This window comes from Amycolatopsis sp. NPDC051716, from assembly GCF_040681595.1.
Taxonomy (GTDB): domain Bacteria; phylum Actinomycetota; class Actinomycetes; order Mycobacteriales; family Pseudonocardiaceae; genus Amycolatopsis.
Genome location: NZ_JBFAZA010000016.1, coordinates 96,054 through 111,708, shown reverse-complemented (window position 1 = coordinate 111,708; position 15,655 = coordinate 96,054). Strand labels below are relative to the sequence as shown.

General features: G+C 72.3%; 13 protein-coding genes. 4 read left to right on the top strand and 9 right to left on the bottom strand.

Annotation, left to right across the window (positions count from 1 at the left end):
• Positions 1-103: 103 nt before the first annotated feature.
• The 8 genes from AB0M30_RS23110 to AB0M30_RS23075 all read right to left on the bottom strand — a co-directional run bounded on the left by AB0M30_RS23110 (position 104) and on the right by AB0M30_RS23075 (position 8,071).
• On the bottom strand, positions 104-1,594 hold the full coding sequence (locus AB0M30_RS23110) for a beta-N-acetylhexosaminidase (protein ID WP_364586851.1): 1,491 nt from the start codon (positions 1,592-1,594) through the stop codon (positions 104-106).
• Positions 1,594-2,412 (bottom strand): carbohydrate ABC transporter permease, encoded by an 819-nt coding sequence (locus AB0M30_RS23105; RefSeq protein ID WP_364586848.1) that lies wholly within the window; start codon positions 2,410-2,412, stop codon positions 1,594-1,596. Before AB0M30_RS23105 ends, AB0M30_RS23110 begins: the two co-directional genes overlap by 1 nt.
• Positions 2,409-3,341: a sugar ABC transporter permease gene (locus AB0M30_RS23100; protein ID WP_364586845.1), complete on the bottom strand. Its 933-nt coding sequence runs from the start codon at positions 3,339-3,341 to the stop codon at positions 2,409-2,411. Before AB0M30_RS23100 ends, AB0M30_RS23105 begins: the two co-directional genes overlap by 4 nt.
• 70 nt (positions 3,342-3,411) lie before the next feature.
• Positions 3,412-4,686, bottom strand: coding sequence for an extracellular solute-binding protein (locus AB0M30_RS23095; RefSeq protein WP_364586843.1), 1,275 nt, complete (start codon positions 4,684-4,686; stop codon positions 3,412-3,414).
• A gap of 17 nt (positions 4,687-4,703) precedes the next feature.
• On the bottom strand, positions 4,704-5,864 hold the full coding sequence (locus AB0M30_RS23090) for a carbohydrate-binding protein (RefSeq protein WP_364586840.1): 1,161 nt from the start codon (positions 5,862-5,864) through the stop codon (positions 4,704-4,706).
• A gap of 135 nt (positions 5,865-5,999) precedes the next feature.
• Positions 6,000-6,947 (bottom strand): pyridoxal-phosphate dependent enzyme, encoded by a 948-nt coding sequence (locus AB0M30_RS23085; protein ID WP_364586837.1) that lies wholly within the window; start codon positions 6,945-6,947, stop codon positions 6,000-6,002.
• A 9-nt stretch (positions 6,948-6,956) separates the two neighbouring features.
• On the bottom strand, positions 6,957-7,331 hold the full coding sequence (locus AB0M30_RS23080; protein ID WP_364586834.1) for a VOC family protein: 375 nt from the start codon (positions 7,329-7,331) through the stop codon (positions 6,957-6,959).
• Positions 7,328-8,071: an ArsR family transcriptional regulator gene (locus AB0M30_RS23075; RefSeq protein WP_364586831.1), complete on the bottom strand. Its 744-nt coding sequence runs from the start codon at positions 8,069-8,071 to the stop codon at positions 7,328-7,330. Before AB0M30_RS23075 ends, AB0M30_RS23080 begins: the two co-directional genes overlap by 4 nt.
• Positions 8,072-8,148: 77 nt before the next feature.
• Between AB0M30_RS23075 and AB0M30_RS23070 the strand changes: the two genes are divergently transcribed.
• Positions 8,149-9,303: an acyl-CoA dehydrogenase family protein gene (locus tag AB0M30_RS23070; RefSeq protein WP_364586828.1), complete on the top strand. Its 1,155-nt coding sequence runs from the start codon at positions 8,149-8,151 to the stop codon at positions 9,301-9,303.
• A gap of 378 nt (positions 9,304-9,681) precedes the next feature.
• Here the strand turns inward: AB0M30_RS23070 and AB0M30_RS23065 are convergent, their stop codons facing one another.
• Positions 9,682-11,979, bottom strand: coding sequence for a LuxR C-terminal-related transcriptional regulator (locus tag AB0M30_RS23065; RefSeq protein ID WP_364586825.1), 2,298 nt, complete (start codon positions 11,977-11,979; stop codon positions 9,682-9,684).
• 187 nt (positions 11,980-12,166) lie between these two features.
• On the opposite strand from AB0M30_RS23065, the gene AB0M30_RS23060 reads away from it, so the two are divergent.
• Genes AB0M30_RS23060 through AB0M30_RS23050 form a run of 3 tightly spaced genes read left to right on the top strand, consistent with a single transcriptional unit; the run spans position 12,167 to position 15,486 of the window.
• Positions 12,167-13,192 carry an amidohydrolase family protein gene (locus tag AB0M30_RS23060; RefSeq protein WP_364586822.1) on the top strand — a complete coding sequence of 342 codons (1,026 nt, stop codon included), beginning with the start codon at positions 12,167-12,169 and terminating at the stop codon, positions 13,190-13,192.
• Positions 13,189-14,103 (top strand): amidohydrolase family protein, encoded by a 915-nt coding sequence (locus AB0M30_RS23055; protein ID WP_364586819.1) that lies wholly within the window; start codon positions 13,189-13,191, stop codon positions 14,101-14,103. The genes AB0M30_RS23060 and AB0M30_RS23055 overlap by 4 nt, the downstream gene beginning before the upstream one ends.
• A gap of 18 nt (positions 14,104-14,121) precedes the next feature.
• Entirely contained in the window at positions 14,122-15,486 is a 1,365-nt protein-coding gene (locus tag AB0M30_RS23050) for an MFS transporter (RefSeq protein ID WP_364586816.1), read from the top strand.
• Positions 15,487-15,655 lie beyond the last annotated feature (169 nt).

Sequence of the window (15,655 nt, the reverse complement as noted above, 5' to 3'; positions counted from 1 at the left end):
GAGCCTCTGGCCCGGGGCGAAGTCTCGGCTGTCACGGCTTCGTTCCGGCGGCTCCGGGCGGTGGAGCCCCCGGCCTGGGGCGCATCCCCGGATGGCACAGCGGTCAAGGCACCGTCTTCCCGGATACTCCGAGCGCGCCGGCGAACCGGACGCGCTGCTTCGGCAGGGCACCCAGCGCGCGCAGCCGGTCGAGGTGGCCGGCCAGGCGCTGGCGGAAATCAGCATAACCGCGGCTCGGCGGCGACCACGCCCGCTCGGCCAGGGCGCACAGCCGCGGGAACGCCAGGTGCCGCACGTGCTCGGGCGTCGGTGCGTGCTCGGTCCACAGCTGGGCCTGGGTGCCGAGCACGCCGGGCGTCGTCCCGTCGCTGACCGGCAGCCCGCCCGCCAGGGGATCGAAGCGGTAGACGTCCTCGAGCGTCGTCACGGGCTCACGCGGCGGCTCGCCGGGGTCCTCGCTCTGCCGGTAGTCGAAGTACGTCGACGTGTGCGGTGCCATGACCACCTGGTGGCCGCGGGCGACGGCGAGCGCGCCGTGGGCCGGGTCGCGCCACGCGGTGACGATCAGGTCCGCGGGCAGCCCTCCCGCGGCGTGGCCGGTCTCGTCCCAGCACACGGCCCGGCGGCCCAGCTTCGCGACGATGCCGTGCAGCCGGCCGAGGAACCACGGGTGGAGTTCGGCGGGGCGCACCCCGAGGCCCGCCGCGGTGGCCTGCGCGTCCGGGCTGGTCTCCCACTGCGTGGTCGGGCATTCGTCGCCGCCGATGTGCAGGTACGGCGCCGGGAACACGCCGGCGACCTGCGTGAGGACGTCCCGGCAGAAGGCGAAGGCTTCGTCGTGGACGCCGAGGATGTCCGGGCTGATGCCCCATTCCGTCCACACCGGCAGCGCCACCGAAGGCCGGTTGCCCAGCGAAGGGTAGGCGGCCAGCGCCGCGCGCACGTGCCCGGGCAGGTCGATCTCCGGCACGATCCGCACGCCGCGTTCGGCGGCGAAGGCGACCAGGTCGCGCAGCTCCCGCTGGGTGTAGAAGCCGCCGTGCGGGACGCCGTCGAAGACGCCGCTGCCCGCGGGCCCGACCATCGATTCGGCCCGCCAGGCTCCGACCTCGGTGAGCCGGGGCCGGCCGCCGATCTCGATCCGCCAGCCCTGGTCGTCGGTGAGGTGCAGGTGCAGGACGTTGAACTTGTGCAGGGCCAGGAGGTCGACGAACTCGCGCAGGAACGAAAGCGGCATGAAGTGCCGGGCGACGTCGAGCAGCACGCCGCGCCACGGCAGGCGGGGCGCGTCGCGGATCGTCAGGCACGGCAACCGCGGGTGCAGCTGGCGGATCGTCTGCACCCCGGCGAGCAGGCCCGCGTCCGTCGACGCGGTGAGCAGCGCGCGGCCGGGGGTGACCTCCAGGGTGTATTCCTCCGGCCCGAGCCCCGGCTTCCGCGCCAGCCGGATGGCGGGCCCGTCGGGGACCAGCGGGAGCCCGGTGTACGCGGCGAGCAGCCGGGCCGGGCCGTGGGTGCCGGGACCCGCGAGGATCCCGGTGGGCACGCAGGAACCGGCGCGGCGGGTCAGCCGCGCGGGGCGGGGGATGAGCATCAGCCCTTCACCGCGCCCGCGGTCATGCCTTCGACCAGGTGGCGCTGCACGAGCGCGAAGAAGATGACGACGGGCAGCGCGAACAGCGTCGATGCGGCGATGAGGCCGCCGTAGTCGGTGCCCGTGCTGGTGCTGAACGAAACCAGCCAGACCGGCAGCGTGTAGCCCGAGCTGTCCTTCATGATCACGTAGGCGAAGAGGAAGTCGTTCCACGCGGTGATGAAGGCGAACACGCTGGTCGCGATCAGCCCGGGCAGCACGAGCGGCAGCAGGACCGAACGCATGACCCGCCCGCGCGTCGCGCCGTCGACCATCGCCGCCTCCTCCAGTTCGACCGGGATGCCGTGCAGGAAACCGCGCAGCGTCCAGATCGTGAACGGCAGCACGAGCGCCACGTAGGTCAGGATCAGCCCGGGCAGCGTGTCGAGCAGGTGCGCGCTCTTGAGGCCGAGGAACAGCGGGATGACCAGCGCGGGCACCGGCACCATCTGCAGCACCAGCACGCCGACGAGGAAGCCGCGGCGCCCGAAGAACCGGAAGCGCGTCAACGCCGTCGCGGCCAGGAAGGCGACCACAATGGACAGCAGGACGACCGCGACGACGACCACGACGCTGTTGGCGAGGTCCTGGACGAACCCGGGCTTGGCCAGCGCGCCGGCGAAGTTGGCCAGGGTGACGTCGACGGGCAGGAACTCCGGCGTCGGCTGGAGGATCTTGCCCGCCGGCTTGAACGCCGTGAGCACCATCCAGTAGACCGGGAAGATCCACACGAGGCAGAAAACCGCCGCGATCGCGTTGCGGCCGAACCGCCGGATCACAGGTCCTCCCCGGACCGGACGAGCCGCCGCACGTACACGGCGGTCAGGCCGACCAGCAGCACCACCGAGACGACGGCGATCGCCGCGCCCTGGCCGAAGTCGTTGCGGCTGAAGGCACGCGTGAAGGTCCAGATGCCGAGCGTCGTGGTGCCGCCGCCCGGGCCGCCCTGGGTGAGGATCCAGATCTGGTTGAACACGGTGAAGTCCCAGATGATCGAGAGGATGGTGACCAGGCCGAGGATCGGCTGCAGGAAGGGGACGGTGATCGTGCGGTGCACCCGCCACGGCCCGGCGCCGTCGAGTGCCGCGGCTTCGTAGTAGGAGCGTGGGATCTGCGAGAGGCCGGCGTGCAGGGTGAGCGCGGCGAACGGGACCGACTGCCACACGACCAGCAGCCAGACGAGGGTGAACGCCGACGCCGGGGTCGTGGTCCAGTCGTGCTGGGTGAGGTCCCCGAACCCGAGCCGGGTCAGCAGCCAGTTCACCACGCCGTAGCCGGGCTGGAAGAGCCACTGCCAGACCAGGGTGGACGCCACGTTCGGCAGGGCCCACGCCGCGATCAGGCAGAGGGTGACCGCCGTGCGCATCCGGCGGCCCAGGCCGCGCAGCAGCAGCGCGACGCCGGACGCGATCACCAGCGTGCCGGCCACCAGTGCGCCGCAGAACCCGAGGCTGCGCCCGAGAACTCCGACCAGTTCGGGGTCGGCGAGGACGCCGGCGTAGTTGTCCCAGCCGGCGAAGCGGGTCGTGCCGGTGAACAGCGACCGCAGCCCGTAGTCCTGCAGCGAAATGACGACCAGCCGGACGAGCGGGTAGCCGAGCACCAGCCCGAGCAGCGCGGCCGCGGGCAGGAGCAGGCCGTAGGGCAGCAGGGAACGGCGGCGGGGCGCCACCGCTCTTTCCCGGGTGGGTGCCTTCTCGAGCAGCACGGGGACTCCTTCGCGGAACAGGGGCGGGGTGGCCCGGCGGGGACGGCGGTCGGCCGGGCCACCCCGCCGGTCAGCGGGCGCCCAGCGCCTCGGTCAGGTGGGCGTCGAACTCCCGGGCCGCGTCGGCGATCGGCCGGCGTCCGGTGGCGATGTCGGCGAAGAACGTGTTGATGGACTTGTCGCTCTCGATGGTCGCCCAGCCGGGGGCGGCCGGCGTGGCGACGCTGGTCTTCGCCGCGGTGGCGAACGCGACGTTGATCGGCGGCAGCGCCGGCGTGATCCGGTCGATCAGCTCGGTCGAGATCGGTGTCCAGCCGTCGATGCCGGCGATGGCGTCACGCTGCACGGCCGGGTCCGTCGCCGCTTTCAGGTAGGCCAGCGCGAGGTCCTGGTTGCGGCTCTTGGCGGCGACGACGAGGTCCGAGCCGCCGAGGAACACCGGCTGCGTCTTCCCGGGCGTGCCGCTCGGGAACGGGAAGGTGCCCAGCCGGTCCTTCAGCTCCGGCTTGTTCTTGAGCACGGTGTTGACGCTCGTGTCGAGGATGGCCGCGGCCCCGCCGGCGGAGAAGATCGCGGCCTGGTCCGGGGCCTTGGTGTCGACGTTGCGGGACGCGGGGGAGGAGTAGGCGTTCTGGAAGTCCTTCCACGCCTGCAGCCCCTTGAGCGCTTCGGGGCTTTCCAGCGCGCCGGTCCACTTCCCGTCCTTCTGCGTGGCCAGCTGCCCGCCGGCGTCCCAGACGAACTGCAGCGCGCCGAACCAGTACCGGCCGGGGAAGTGGAAGGCCGAGTAGTCCGGCGCCGGGTGCTTCGCCTTGATCTTGTCCAGGGCGGCGGTGAGCTCCGGCAGGGTCTTCGGCGGGTCGGTGACACCGGCGTCGGCCCAGACCTGCTTGTCGTAGATCACCGCGCGGTTGCCGGCGAACAGCGGCGCGCCGTAGAGGTGTCCGTCCACAGTGGCCGGTCCGGCCAGGCCGGGCAGCCAGGTCTGGCCCGCGGCGAGCTCGCCGTGGTGCGGGGTGAGGTCGGTCAGCGCGCCGTTGGCGGCGAACAGCGGGACGTCGGTGTTGCCGATTTCGATGACGTCCGGCGTGCTGTCCTGGGCCAGCGCGGTGCTGATCTTCGTGTTGATGTTGTCCCATTCCTGGATCTGCACGGTGACCTTGGCGCCGGTGGCCTTCTCGAACGCGGCGCCGATCGCCGCGGCGGCCTTGTCGCTGAGGTCGCCGTTCATCAGCCAGACGGTCAGCGCGCCGCCGCGGGCGGCGGGAGCGGGGGTGTCGGTGCCGCAGGCGGTGGCGGTCGCGGCGGCGACGGCCAGTACGGCGGCGAGGATGCTTCTGCGCACGGGGAGCTCCTGAGTTCTCAGCAGTGGCCGAGGTCGCGCCACTGGGCGGTGAGGCCGGGCTCCGAACCCTGCGTCCACCAGTTCGCCTGCCAGAGGTGGGCGTTGTGCTTCACTCGCTGGCCCTCCAGGTACACGGTGCCCCAGTCCCATTCCGCTGCCGACGAACAGTTCGCGGGCTGGGTCGGCGTGGTGGGGGTCGTCGGCGTGGTGGGCGTGGTCGCCGGCGGGGTGGTCGGTGTGGTGCAGCCATTGACGCTGTCCACATGGGACGTTCCGGCGGAGCGGTACTGCCCGGCCTGCGCGACGGCGTCGGCCGGGGAGACGACCTGGTTGCCCGCGTAGTAGGTCCAGTCGACCTGTTCGGTGTAGGCGCTGGTGCCGCTCGTGTGGCCGGCGGTGTCGATGAACCACATGTTGTAGTTGATCGACATCGGCGTGCGCGGGTACACCGGGTCGCCCTGCGCGTCGGTGGTGTGGTCCGCGGTGAGCACGCCGTCGATGTAGTACTTCACGTGCCCGCCGGAGACCTGCGTGACGACGTCGTGCCAGCCGGCGAAGCTGCGGTTCTGCGCGGTGGACGTGCGCAGGCCGTCCCACGTGGGGTTGTTCCAGTAGGTGTACCAGCTGGTCTGGTAGTTCGCGGTCGAGCCGCCCCAGCCGCCGTTGGGCAGGTACTCCGAGAAGTCCAGTTCGCTGTAGAGCGGGTCGCGGTCGTACCGCAGCGGGGAAATCGTGAAGTAGGTTTCGTTGACGTGGTCGCCGTCGGGGCCGCTGTCCGGCGCGTCGGTGAAGCGGACGCGGCTGGCGTACGTGCCTTCGAAGAACCGCAGCTGGTTCTGGTACAGCTCCGCGTGGGTCGTGCCGGCGGCGCTGCCGTCGGTGGTGGCGGTGAGCTGGGCGACGCGCTCGCCGTTCACGGCCGGGAAGCTGATGTTGCTCGTGAGCCAGCGCGCGCCCGGCACCCCGGGGCTGCCGACGTCGTTGCGCGTGGTCCACCCGGCGCTGCCGAAGGCGCCGTCGGTGGGTGAGGCGTAGTGGAAGTCGTCGAAGAGCACACCGCAGCCGGCGGCGGACGCCGGGCTGGCGGCGGCCCCGCCGGAGAGGACGAGGGCGGCCGTGGCCGCGGTGGCGAGGCTCGTCAGGGCTGCGGTGGTGGTCCGGATGCTGGTGCGGGACATGGGTCTCCTCCTGGGGATGCCGTACCGCGGGGAGCGCCGATTGGTCTAGACGAATCAGGTGGCCAGTACCTTCCTCCCTGACCATTGGTAAAGTCAAGGAGGCGGAAAAACTTACCTTTGGTAATTTCGGGGTCGTCAGCGAACCCAGTCGCGGTAGGCGCTCAGGTCCACGTTGCCCCCGCACACGACGGTCACCACGTGCCGGCCGGCGAACCGGTCCCGGTCTTCGAGGATCGCCGCGATACCCAGCGCGGCCGAGGGTTCGACCACCAACCCGGCGTGCTCGAAGAGCAGCCGCATCCCGGCGATGATCGACGCCTCCGAGACGAGAACGGCGTCGTGCGCGACGACGAGGAGGTCGGCCAGGACCTCCGGGATCGGCCGCCGCCCGGCGACGCCGTCGGCGATCGTGTTCGTCGGGCCGGTGGTGACGACGCGCCGGGCGTGCCAAGAGCGCGTCATCGCCGGAGCGCCCGCCGGCTGGATGCCGAGCACCTCGGTGCCGGGCGCCAGGGACCGCACCACGTGCCCCACGCCGGTCGCGAGAGCCCCGCCGCCGAGGGCGAGCAGGACCGCGTCGAACGAGGACCCGGCGCCCGCCAGTTCCAGGCCGATGGTCGCCGCGCCCTCGCAGGTTTCGAGGTCCAGGCTGTCTTCGACCAGCCGGATGCCGTCGCGGCGGGCGATGGCCGCCGCGCGCTCGCGGGCCAGTTCGTGGTCCCCGTCCACCAGTTCGAGCCGGGCGCCCAGCGCGCGGATGCGGTCGAGCTTGGCCGCCGTCGCGTGCCGGGACGCGACGACGGTGACGTCGAGCCCCCGGCCGCGCCCGGACCACGCGAGGGCCTGGCCGAGGTTGCCCGCGCTGGCGCACACCACCGCTCCCGCGAGCCCGCTCGCGACCACTTCGGTGCCGCGGCCCTTGAAGCTCCGCACCGGATTCGCCGTCTCGAGCTTGATGCTCACCGCACAGCCGAGCACCGGTTCCAGCGCCTCGCAGCGGTACAGCGGCGTGTCCAGGAAGACCGGATCGATCACCTCGCGGGCCGCCCGGATCCGGGCGAGGTCGAGGCGTGTTTCCGGCACGGCCGCAGCCTAGTGCGCGGGCTGGAACAGCTCCACGAGGTTTCCGGCCGGATCGGTCAGGAGGATCTGGCGGCCGCCGGGGCCGGACACCACTTCGGTGCGGAACGCCACTCCGGCGCCGGTCAGCCGGGCGATCTCCGCGTCGAGGTCCGCGACGATCAGGTGGATGCGGTTCCGGCCGGCGGCGGCGGACTCCGCGGGGGTGGCGCGGGCGCCCGAGCTCGCCGGGCCGGAGAGCAGCAGCCGCAGCGGACCGCGGACGACGTCCGCGAAGGCGGGCGCCGCGCTCATCCGCACCGTGAAGCCCAAGTGGGTCGTGTAGAAGTCGATGGCCGCCGGGACGTCGTCGACGACGTACCGGACGCCGGCGAGCTGTTCGCTCATGGCCGGACCTCTTTCTTCCGTGGGGCAACGAGTTCCGGCAGCAGGTGCCGGACGCGCGTGTCGAGTTCCGCGGCCGTCTCCGAAAAGGAGCCCGGCTCGGGGATGCTCCAGTGGCGGCGCCGCGGGCGGTGCGGGAACTCGGGGCAGACCTCGCGGACCTTGTCGCACACCGTGATGACGTGGTCGAACCGCTGCCCGGCGACCGCGTCCAGGTGCCGCGGCCGCCGGCCGCCGACGTCGATGCCGAACTCCCCGAGCGCCCGGATCGCGCCGGGGTGCAGGGCGGCCTTCGGGTGGCTGCCCGCGCTGGTCACCGTCACCTCCCCGGCGGACCGCCGTCTCAGCAGGGCTTCGGCGATCGGGGACCGGGCGCTGTTGCCGGTGCAGAGGAACAGCACCGAGACCCGCCCCGGCGGCGGCGGGACTTCCGGGCGCAGCGCGGGATGCGGGGTGGGATCCAGGCTGGGATGCAGGGCCGCGCCGGTCTCGGCGAGCGCGCCCGCGCAGCGGTCGAGATCGAGGTGGTAGTAGCTGTCCCGGCCGTCGAAGCTGCTGCGGGTGGCCGTGACGAGCCCGCCGTCCCGCAGCAGCCGCAGGTGGTACGAGACCAGGTTCTGCGGCTCGCCGACGCGCTCCACCAGCTCCCGGACCCGCAGGTCGCCGCCGGCGAGCGCGGTCAGCAGCGACCACCGCAGCGGGTGGGCGGCGAGGCGGACGAACACGGGCGGCTCGGAGGCCATCCCCGGACAATACATCAAGTGGATTTGATGGAAAAGAGGGTCATGATGGAGGCGCGAGCCGAGCGAGAGGACAGCGGATGGACGGGCTGACCGAAGAGGAGGCCGCGATCGTCGCGGTGGTGCGGGACTTCGTCGACCACGACGTCCGCCCGGTGGTGCGGGAACTGGAGCACACCGACACCTATCCGGAAGCGCTCATCGAACGGATGAAGGAGCTCGGCGTCTTCGGGCTCGCCGTCCCCGAAGCCTGGGGCGGCACGCCGGTTTCGGCCCGGTGCTACGCCGAGGTCACCGAGCAACTGGCGTGCGGGTGGATGAGCCTCGCCGGCGCGATGGGCGGCCACACCGTCGTCGTGAAGCTGATCGCCACCCACGGCACCCGCGAGCAGCAGGAGCGCTACCTGCCGCGGATGGCCACCGGCGAGATCCGCGCGACGATGGCGCTGACCGAGCCCGGCGGCGGGTCCGACCTGCAGGCCCTGCGCACCACCGCCCGCCGCGACGGGGAGTCCTACGTGGTCGACGGCGTGAAGACCTGGATCACCAACGCCCGCCGCTCGCAGCTGGTCGCCCTGCTGTGCAAGACCGACCCGCACGCCGACCCCGCGCACGCGGGCATCAGCATCCTCCTGGCCGAGAAGGGCGCGGGCTTCGACGTCTCGCGCGACCTTCCGAAGCTGGGGTACAAAGGCGTCGAAAGCTGTGAGCTGTCCTTTTCGGACTTCCGGGTGCCGGCCGGTGCGCTGCTGGGCGGGGAAGAGGGCCGGGGGTTCGCGCAGATGATGCGCGGGCTGGAGATCGGCCGCATCCAGGTGGCCGCCCGCGCCCTCGGCGTCGGCCGGGCCGCGCTGGCGGATTCGCTGCGGTACGCCCAGGAACGCGAGACGTTCGGCAAGCCGATCTGGCAGCACCAGTCGGTCGGCAACCTCCTCGCCGACATGGCCACCAAGCTGGAGGCGGCCCGCCAGCTGGTGCACCACGCCGCCCGCCGCTACGACTCCGGTGAGCGCGCGGACCTCGAGGCGGGCATGGCGAAGCTCTTCGCGTCCGAGACGGCGATGGAAATCGCGCTGAACGCGGTCCGCGTCCACGGGGGCTACGGCTATTCCACGGAGTTCGACGTCGAACGGTACTTCCGCGACGCGCCGCTGATGATCGTCGGCGAGGGCACCAACGAAATCCAGCGCACGGTGATCACCCGGCAGCTGATCCGGCGCCAGCGCCTCGGCTGATCCGGGGCGGAGCGAGCGTGGTGGGGCCGTGCCGACTTGGGGGGAGGGGAAGGCACGGCCCCACCACGCTCTGCCGGGCGCCGCGAGGTGGCGCCGCGCGCCCGGCTGGTCCGGAATGGCCTATCCGGCGGCCGGTGTCCGGCTGGGTGCCGAATGGACCGTCCAGGGCGGATTGCCGCACTGTGGGCGCCAAGTACCGACGTGCACCCATTGCCGGCCCCAGGCGTGGGACATCAGGACCGTGGGCCGCCGGCACCGGGGACAGGTCTGCGGCGCCGAATCGATGGACACCTCGTCCTCCTCCGGGCGGTGGGTGGTCGCGAGGAAGAGGATCGTCCACAGGGGACGCCGAGCGGACCGGGGAAACTACCCGGATGGCTACGCGGGTTGCCCGGGCTGCCCCACCAGCCACGAAGCCACCTGGGTGCGCGAGGTGAGACCGAGCTTCACCAGGATGTTCTCGACGTGCCCTTCCACGGTCCGTCCGCTGAGGACCAGCGCGGCCGCGATCTCCTTGTTGCTCATCCCGCGCGCCACCAGCTCGGCGATCTCCCGCTGGCGCCGGGTCAGCCCGCCGGGCTCGGCCGCCTTGCCCGCCACCCGCGTGGCGGGCCGCTCCCGCAGCGCGTACCGGACCACCTCGTCGAGGCCGAAACCGGCCGCCTCGGCGAACGCCGTGTCGAAGGCGTCGTGCCCGAGCGCCGTGCGGGCCGGCGCGGCGCACTGCTCGTCGACGCCCTGGTAGGGACTCATCTCGCCGACGCGGGCGCCGCTGAGCCGCCAGACCGCGTCCGCGCCGCCGAGCAGCCGCGCCGCCCGGTCGTGCTCGCCTTCGGCGGAGTGGCACCACGCGAGCGCCTCGATGAGGAACGCGAGCAGCGTCCGGTCGGGCAGCCGCAGAGCGACGGCTTCGTGCAGCAGATCGGCGGCCTGCCGGGGCTCGCCGGCGCGCCAGCGGTGGATCGCGACCGCCCACAACGCGTAGCCGCGGGACCAGCGCGCCTCGTGCCGGTCGGTCAGGGCGAGCGCCTCCTCCGCGGCGGCCGCACCCCGCGGATCGCCGAGGAAGAAGCGCGCCGCGGCCAGCAGGATCAGCGTGTCGAACACCAGCAGCGCGTCCCCGGCCGTGCGGTACCCGGCCAGCGCCCGCTCCAGCAGCCCGGCGCCGCCGGCCAGGTCGCCGGTGAAGAACGTGGCCATGCCGGCGCACTCGGCGTGGCCCGCCCGGAGCCGTTCGTCGCCGAGCTCTCCGGCGAGCTCGTCGAGTTCCGCCAGGAGTGCCGCGTGCGGCGCGCCGGTCTGGATCGCGAGGAACGCCATCGCGTACAACCCCCGGGCCCGGACCAGCGTGCGCTCCCCGCACAGTTCGAGGCCGCGCCGCAGGTACCCGCAGCCCTCCGGCACGAGACCGCCGCCGTACCAGAAGTTCCACAGCGACGCGGCGATGTCCAGCGCCTGGCTCGCCTGCCCGGGGCCCGACAGGCAGTGTTCCAGCACGGCCCGGAGGTTGGCGTGCTCGCGGCGGAGCCGGCCGAGCCACTCCGACTGCCGCGGGCCGAACCCCTCGGCCCGGTAGCGCCGCGCGAGGTCCGCGTAGTACCCGGCCAGCCGGGCCCGCACGCCGGCCTCGCCGCCGCCGGTGGCCAGCCGGGCGGCCCCGTATTCGCGGACGGTCTCCAGCATCCGGTACCAGGCGTGCCGCCCGAAGGTGCCGTTCTGGCGGCTGAGGACCGATTTGTCCACCAGGCCGGTCACGACGTCCAGCGCGCTGCCGCCGCCGTCCGCGGCAGGGGAGCAGACGTGCTCGGCGGCGTCGAGGTCGAATCCGCCGGGGAACACCGAGGCCTGCGCCCACAGCCGCTGTTCCGCGGGGGTGCACAGCTCGAAGCTCCAATCGATCGCCGCTTCCAGGGTCCGGCGGCGGGGCTGCACGGCGGCGGGCCGCGAAGTGAGCAGGCCGAGCCGGTCGTCGAGCCGTTCGAGGACCTGGTCGACCGCCAGCACGCGGACGCGGACGGCGGCCAGCTCGATGGCCAGCGGGATGCCCTCCAGCCGGCGGCAGATCCGGCGCACCGTCCCGCGGTTGTCCGGGGTGAGCTCGAAGCCGGGCGAGACGGCGGCCGCCCGATCGGCGAACAGCGTGACCGCTTCGACCGGGCCGCCGCCGGTGTCCTCGTCGCCGGGGACGGGCAGCGGCTCGACGTGCAGCAGGTGCTCGCCCTCCACGTGCAGCGTGTGCCGGCTGGTGGCGAGGACCCGGAGCCCGCCGGAGACCGCGAGCAGTTTCGCGACCAGCGTCGCGCACTCGTCGGCGACGTGCTCGCAGTTGTCCAGCACCAGCAGCAGCTGCTTGTCCTCGAGGTACTCGGCGAGCCCGGCGGCCTGGTCGCTCGTGCCGCGCAGGCCGAACGCGGTCGCCACGGTGTTCGGCACCAGGTGCGGATCACCCACGTCGGCCAGCTCGACCAGCCACACGCCGTCCGGGAACGCCCGCCGCACGTCGGCGGCGACCCGCAGCGCCAGCCGCGTCTTGCCGACACCGCCGGCCCCGGTCAGCGTGACCAGCCGGGCCGTGGCCAGCAGCCGTTTCGCTTCCCCGAGCTCGTGGCGCCGGCCGACGAAGCTGGTCAGCTCGGCCGGCAGGTTGCCGGCGCTTCGGCGGGAACGGGCACCCATGCGCCAGAGTCTAGGTCCGCTCCCGCGTGTCGTCCCTCCGATCACGCGTGATGCCCCGCCAATCACGCGTGATGCCCCTCTGCTCACCCGAGATACCCGAACCGACGAGTTTCGTCGTAGATATTGTTAACAATCTCATCGACGATTAGGGTGCCGGTATCGAGACCCGAAGCGACGAGGACCCACCTTGATCATCGACTGCCACGGCCACTACACCACCGCCCCGCCCGCCCTCGCGGCGTGGCGCGAGCGGCAGATCGCCGCGCTGGACGGCTCCGGCGCCCCGCCGGCCGCGGCCGGCCCGCGGATCAGCGACGACGAACTGCGCGAGACGATCGAGCCGAACCAGCTGCGGCTGATGGACGAACGCGGCATCGACCTGACGGTCTTCTCGCCCCGCGCCTCCTTCATGGCCCACCACGTCGGCGGGTTCGAGACGTCGGCGGCGTGGGCGGCGATCTGCAACGAGCTCTGCCACCGCGTCAGCACGCTCTACCCGGAGCGGTTCGTCCCGGCCGCGATGCTGCCGCAGTCCCCGGGCGTCGACCCCGCGACCTGCCTCCCGGAGCTGACCCGCTGCGTCGAGGAGTACGGCGCCGTGGCGCTCAACCTCAACCCGGACCCGAGTGGCGGCCACTGGACGGCCCCGCCGCTCACCGACCGGTCGTGGTACCCCGTCTACGAGAAGATGGTGGAGTACGACGTCCCGGCCATGGTGCACGTCAGCACCAGCGTCAACCCCGCCTTCCACACCACCGGCGCGCACTACCTCAACGCCGACACGACCGCGTTCATGCAGCTCGTGCAGGGCGACCTGTTCACCGACTTCCCCACGCTGCGGCTGATCATCCCGCACGGCGGCGGCGCGGTGCCCTACCACTGGGGCCGGTTCCGCGGCCTGGCCATGGCGCTGGGCAAGCCGCAGCTGGCGGAGCACGTGCTGAACAACGTCTTCTTCGACACCTGCGTCTACCACCAGCCGGGCTCGGACCTGCTCTTCGACGTCATCCCGGCGCGCAACATCCTCTTCGCGTCGGAGATGATCGGCGCGGTCCGCAGCGTCGACCCGCGGACCGGGCACCACTTCGACGACACCCGCCGGTACGCCGAAGCCGCCGCTCTGTCCGAAGAGGACTGGGCGGCCATCCGGGAGCACAACGCCCGCGCCGTCTACCCGCGGCTGGACGCCCTCCTGAAGGGGCAGGGCCGGTGACCGCGTCCAAGACGCCCGGCTGGCTGGACTGGTGCCCCGAACCGTCCACACCGGACTTCCGGCTGCCACCCGGGGCGGTGGACGCCCACTGCCACGTGTTCGGCCCACAAGCGCGATTCCCCTTCGCGCCCGGGCGCAAGTACACGCCGTGCGACGCGGGCAAGGACGCCCTGTTCGCCCTGCGCGACCACCTCGGCGTCACCCGGAACGTCATCGTGCAGGCCACCTGCCACGGCGCGGACAACTCCGCGATGGTCGACGCCGTCCGGGCGTCGGGCGGCCGGGCGCGCGGGGTCGCGACCGTCCGGCCCGACGTCCGTGCCGCCGAACTGCGGGAGCTGCACGCGGCGGGGGTGCGGGGGGTGCGGTTCAACTTCGTCAAGCGGCTGGGCGACGCCTCGCCCCGCGAAGACCTGAGCGCGATCGCGAAGAAGATCGCCCCGCTCGGCTGGCACATCGTGCTCTACTTCGAGGCCGCCGACCTGCCCGAGCTGGAAACCTTCTTCGGCGGCTTGCCGGCGCCGCTGGTGATCGACCACCTGGGCCGCCCCGACGTGACCCAGCCGGTGGACGGCCCGGAATTCCGCCGGTTCCTCGACTTCGCCGGGACCCACGACGTCTGGGTGAAGGTGAGCTGCCCCGAGCGGCTCACCGTGACCGGGCCCCCGGCACTGGCGGGCGAACGCCACGCCTACGCCGACGTCGTGCCGTTCGCCCGCCGCGTCGTCGAGGAGTTCCCGGACCGGGTGCTGTGGGGCACCGACTGGCCGCACCCGAACCTGAAGCACCACATGCCCGACGACGGCCTGCTCGTCGACCACGTCCGCCACCTCGCGGACACCCCCGGACGGCAGCGGCAGCTGCTCGTCGACAACCCGATGCGCCTCTACTGGCCCGGCGAAACCGCCTGAACCCCCGAAGGGCATGCAATGCAGCACGCCAACGCGCTCAACCGGCTGAACCGCCTGCCGATTTCCCGGTTCCACAAGGTCACCCTGTTCGCCGTCTCGTTCGCCTACTTCTTCGAGTTCGCCGACATCAACAGCTTCGCCACCACCGCGCCCAAGCTGATCAAGCTCTGGGGCGTCACGGTCAACCAGGTCGCGTACGTGACTTCGCTGTCGTTCGTCGGCATGTTCTTCGGCTCGGTCATCGCGAGCACGATCGCCGACCGCTGGGGCCGGAAGAACGCGCTCGTGCTGACGACCGTCTGGTTCGGCGTCTTCTCGTTCGCGGCGGTGTTCTCGTGGGACATCGTGTCACTCGGCGTGTTCCGGGTCCTGACCTCGGCGGGCCTGTCCGCGATGACCGTGGTCGCGGTGATCTACGTCAACGAGCTGTACCCCGCGGCGAACCGGGGCAAGTACCAGGCTTACGCGATCGTGATCGGCATCTGCGGCACGCCGGTGACCAACCTGATCGCCAGCGTCGTGGTCCCGCTCGGCGACTGGGCGTGGCGGCTGGTCTACCTGTGGGGCGCGCTCGGGGTCCTGCTGGTGCTGTTCACCCGGCGGCTCAAGGAGTCGCCCCGCTGGTACGAAAGCCGCGGCGAGCACGCGAAGGCCGACGCGGTCCTGCGGGAGATCGAGGCCCAGGTGGCGGCCGAAAAGGGCCCGCTGCCGGAGCCGGCGCCGCCGGCCGGGGAGGCCGCGGTGGCGAAGGCGCCGCTGAGGCTGTTGCTGCGCAAGAAGTACCTGCTGCCGACGCTGCTGCTCACCGTGCTGTGGGTGACGCAGACGATCGGGTTCTTCGGCTATTCGAGCTGGGCGCCGACGCTGCTGGCCAAGGAGGGCTTCAGCATCGAGAAGTCCGTGTTCTACGTGGCGCTCACGACGGTCGGCGCACCGCTGGGCTCTTACCTGGCCGCCCTGGTCACCGACCGCTTCGAGCGCAAGTGGTGCCTGGTCGCGTTCGGCACGGTGATCGCGCTGTGCGGGCTGCTCTACGGGCTGACGTTCAACCCGGTCCTGATCGTGGTGTTCGGCTTCCTGGTCAACATGTTCGAGCGCGGCTACACGGCGCTGGGGTACGCGTATTCGCCGGAGCTGTTCGACACGCGCGGCCGGTCACTGGGCACCGGCGTGTCGTACGGCCTGGGCCGGCTCTCGAACGCGGCGGGCCCGCTCATCGTGGCCGGGCTGTACAACGGCAGCGGCTACCGGAGTGTGTTCTTCTTCATCGCGGGAACGTGGCTCGTCGGCGCGCTGGTGCTGGCGGCGTTCGGGCCGCGGACCCGGCAGGCGCGGCTCGAGCACGTCTCCGCGACGGCGGCTGGCGTGTCAACGGTTCGGTGAGTGGGCGGGGTGTGCCGGCTGGTCGCGGGCCGTGGGTCGGGCGGTTGTGGGTCGGCCGCGTCTGTGCGGCGGGGGCTGGCGTGTCAACGGTTCGGTGAGTGGGCGGGGTGTGCCGGCTGGTCGCGGGCCGTGGGTCGGGCGGTTGTGGGTCGGCCGCGTCTGTGCGGCG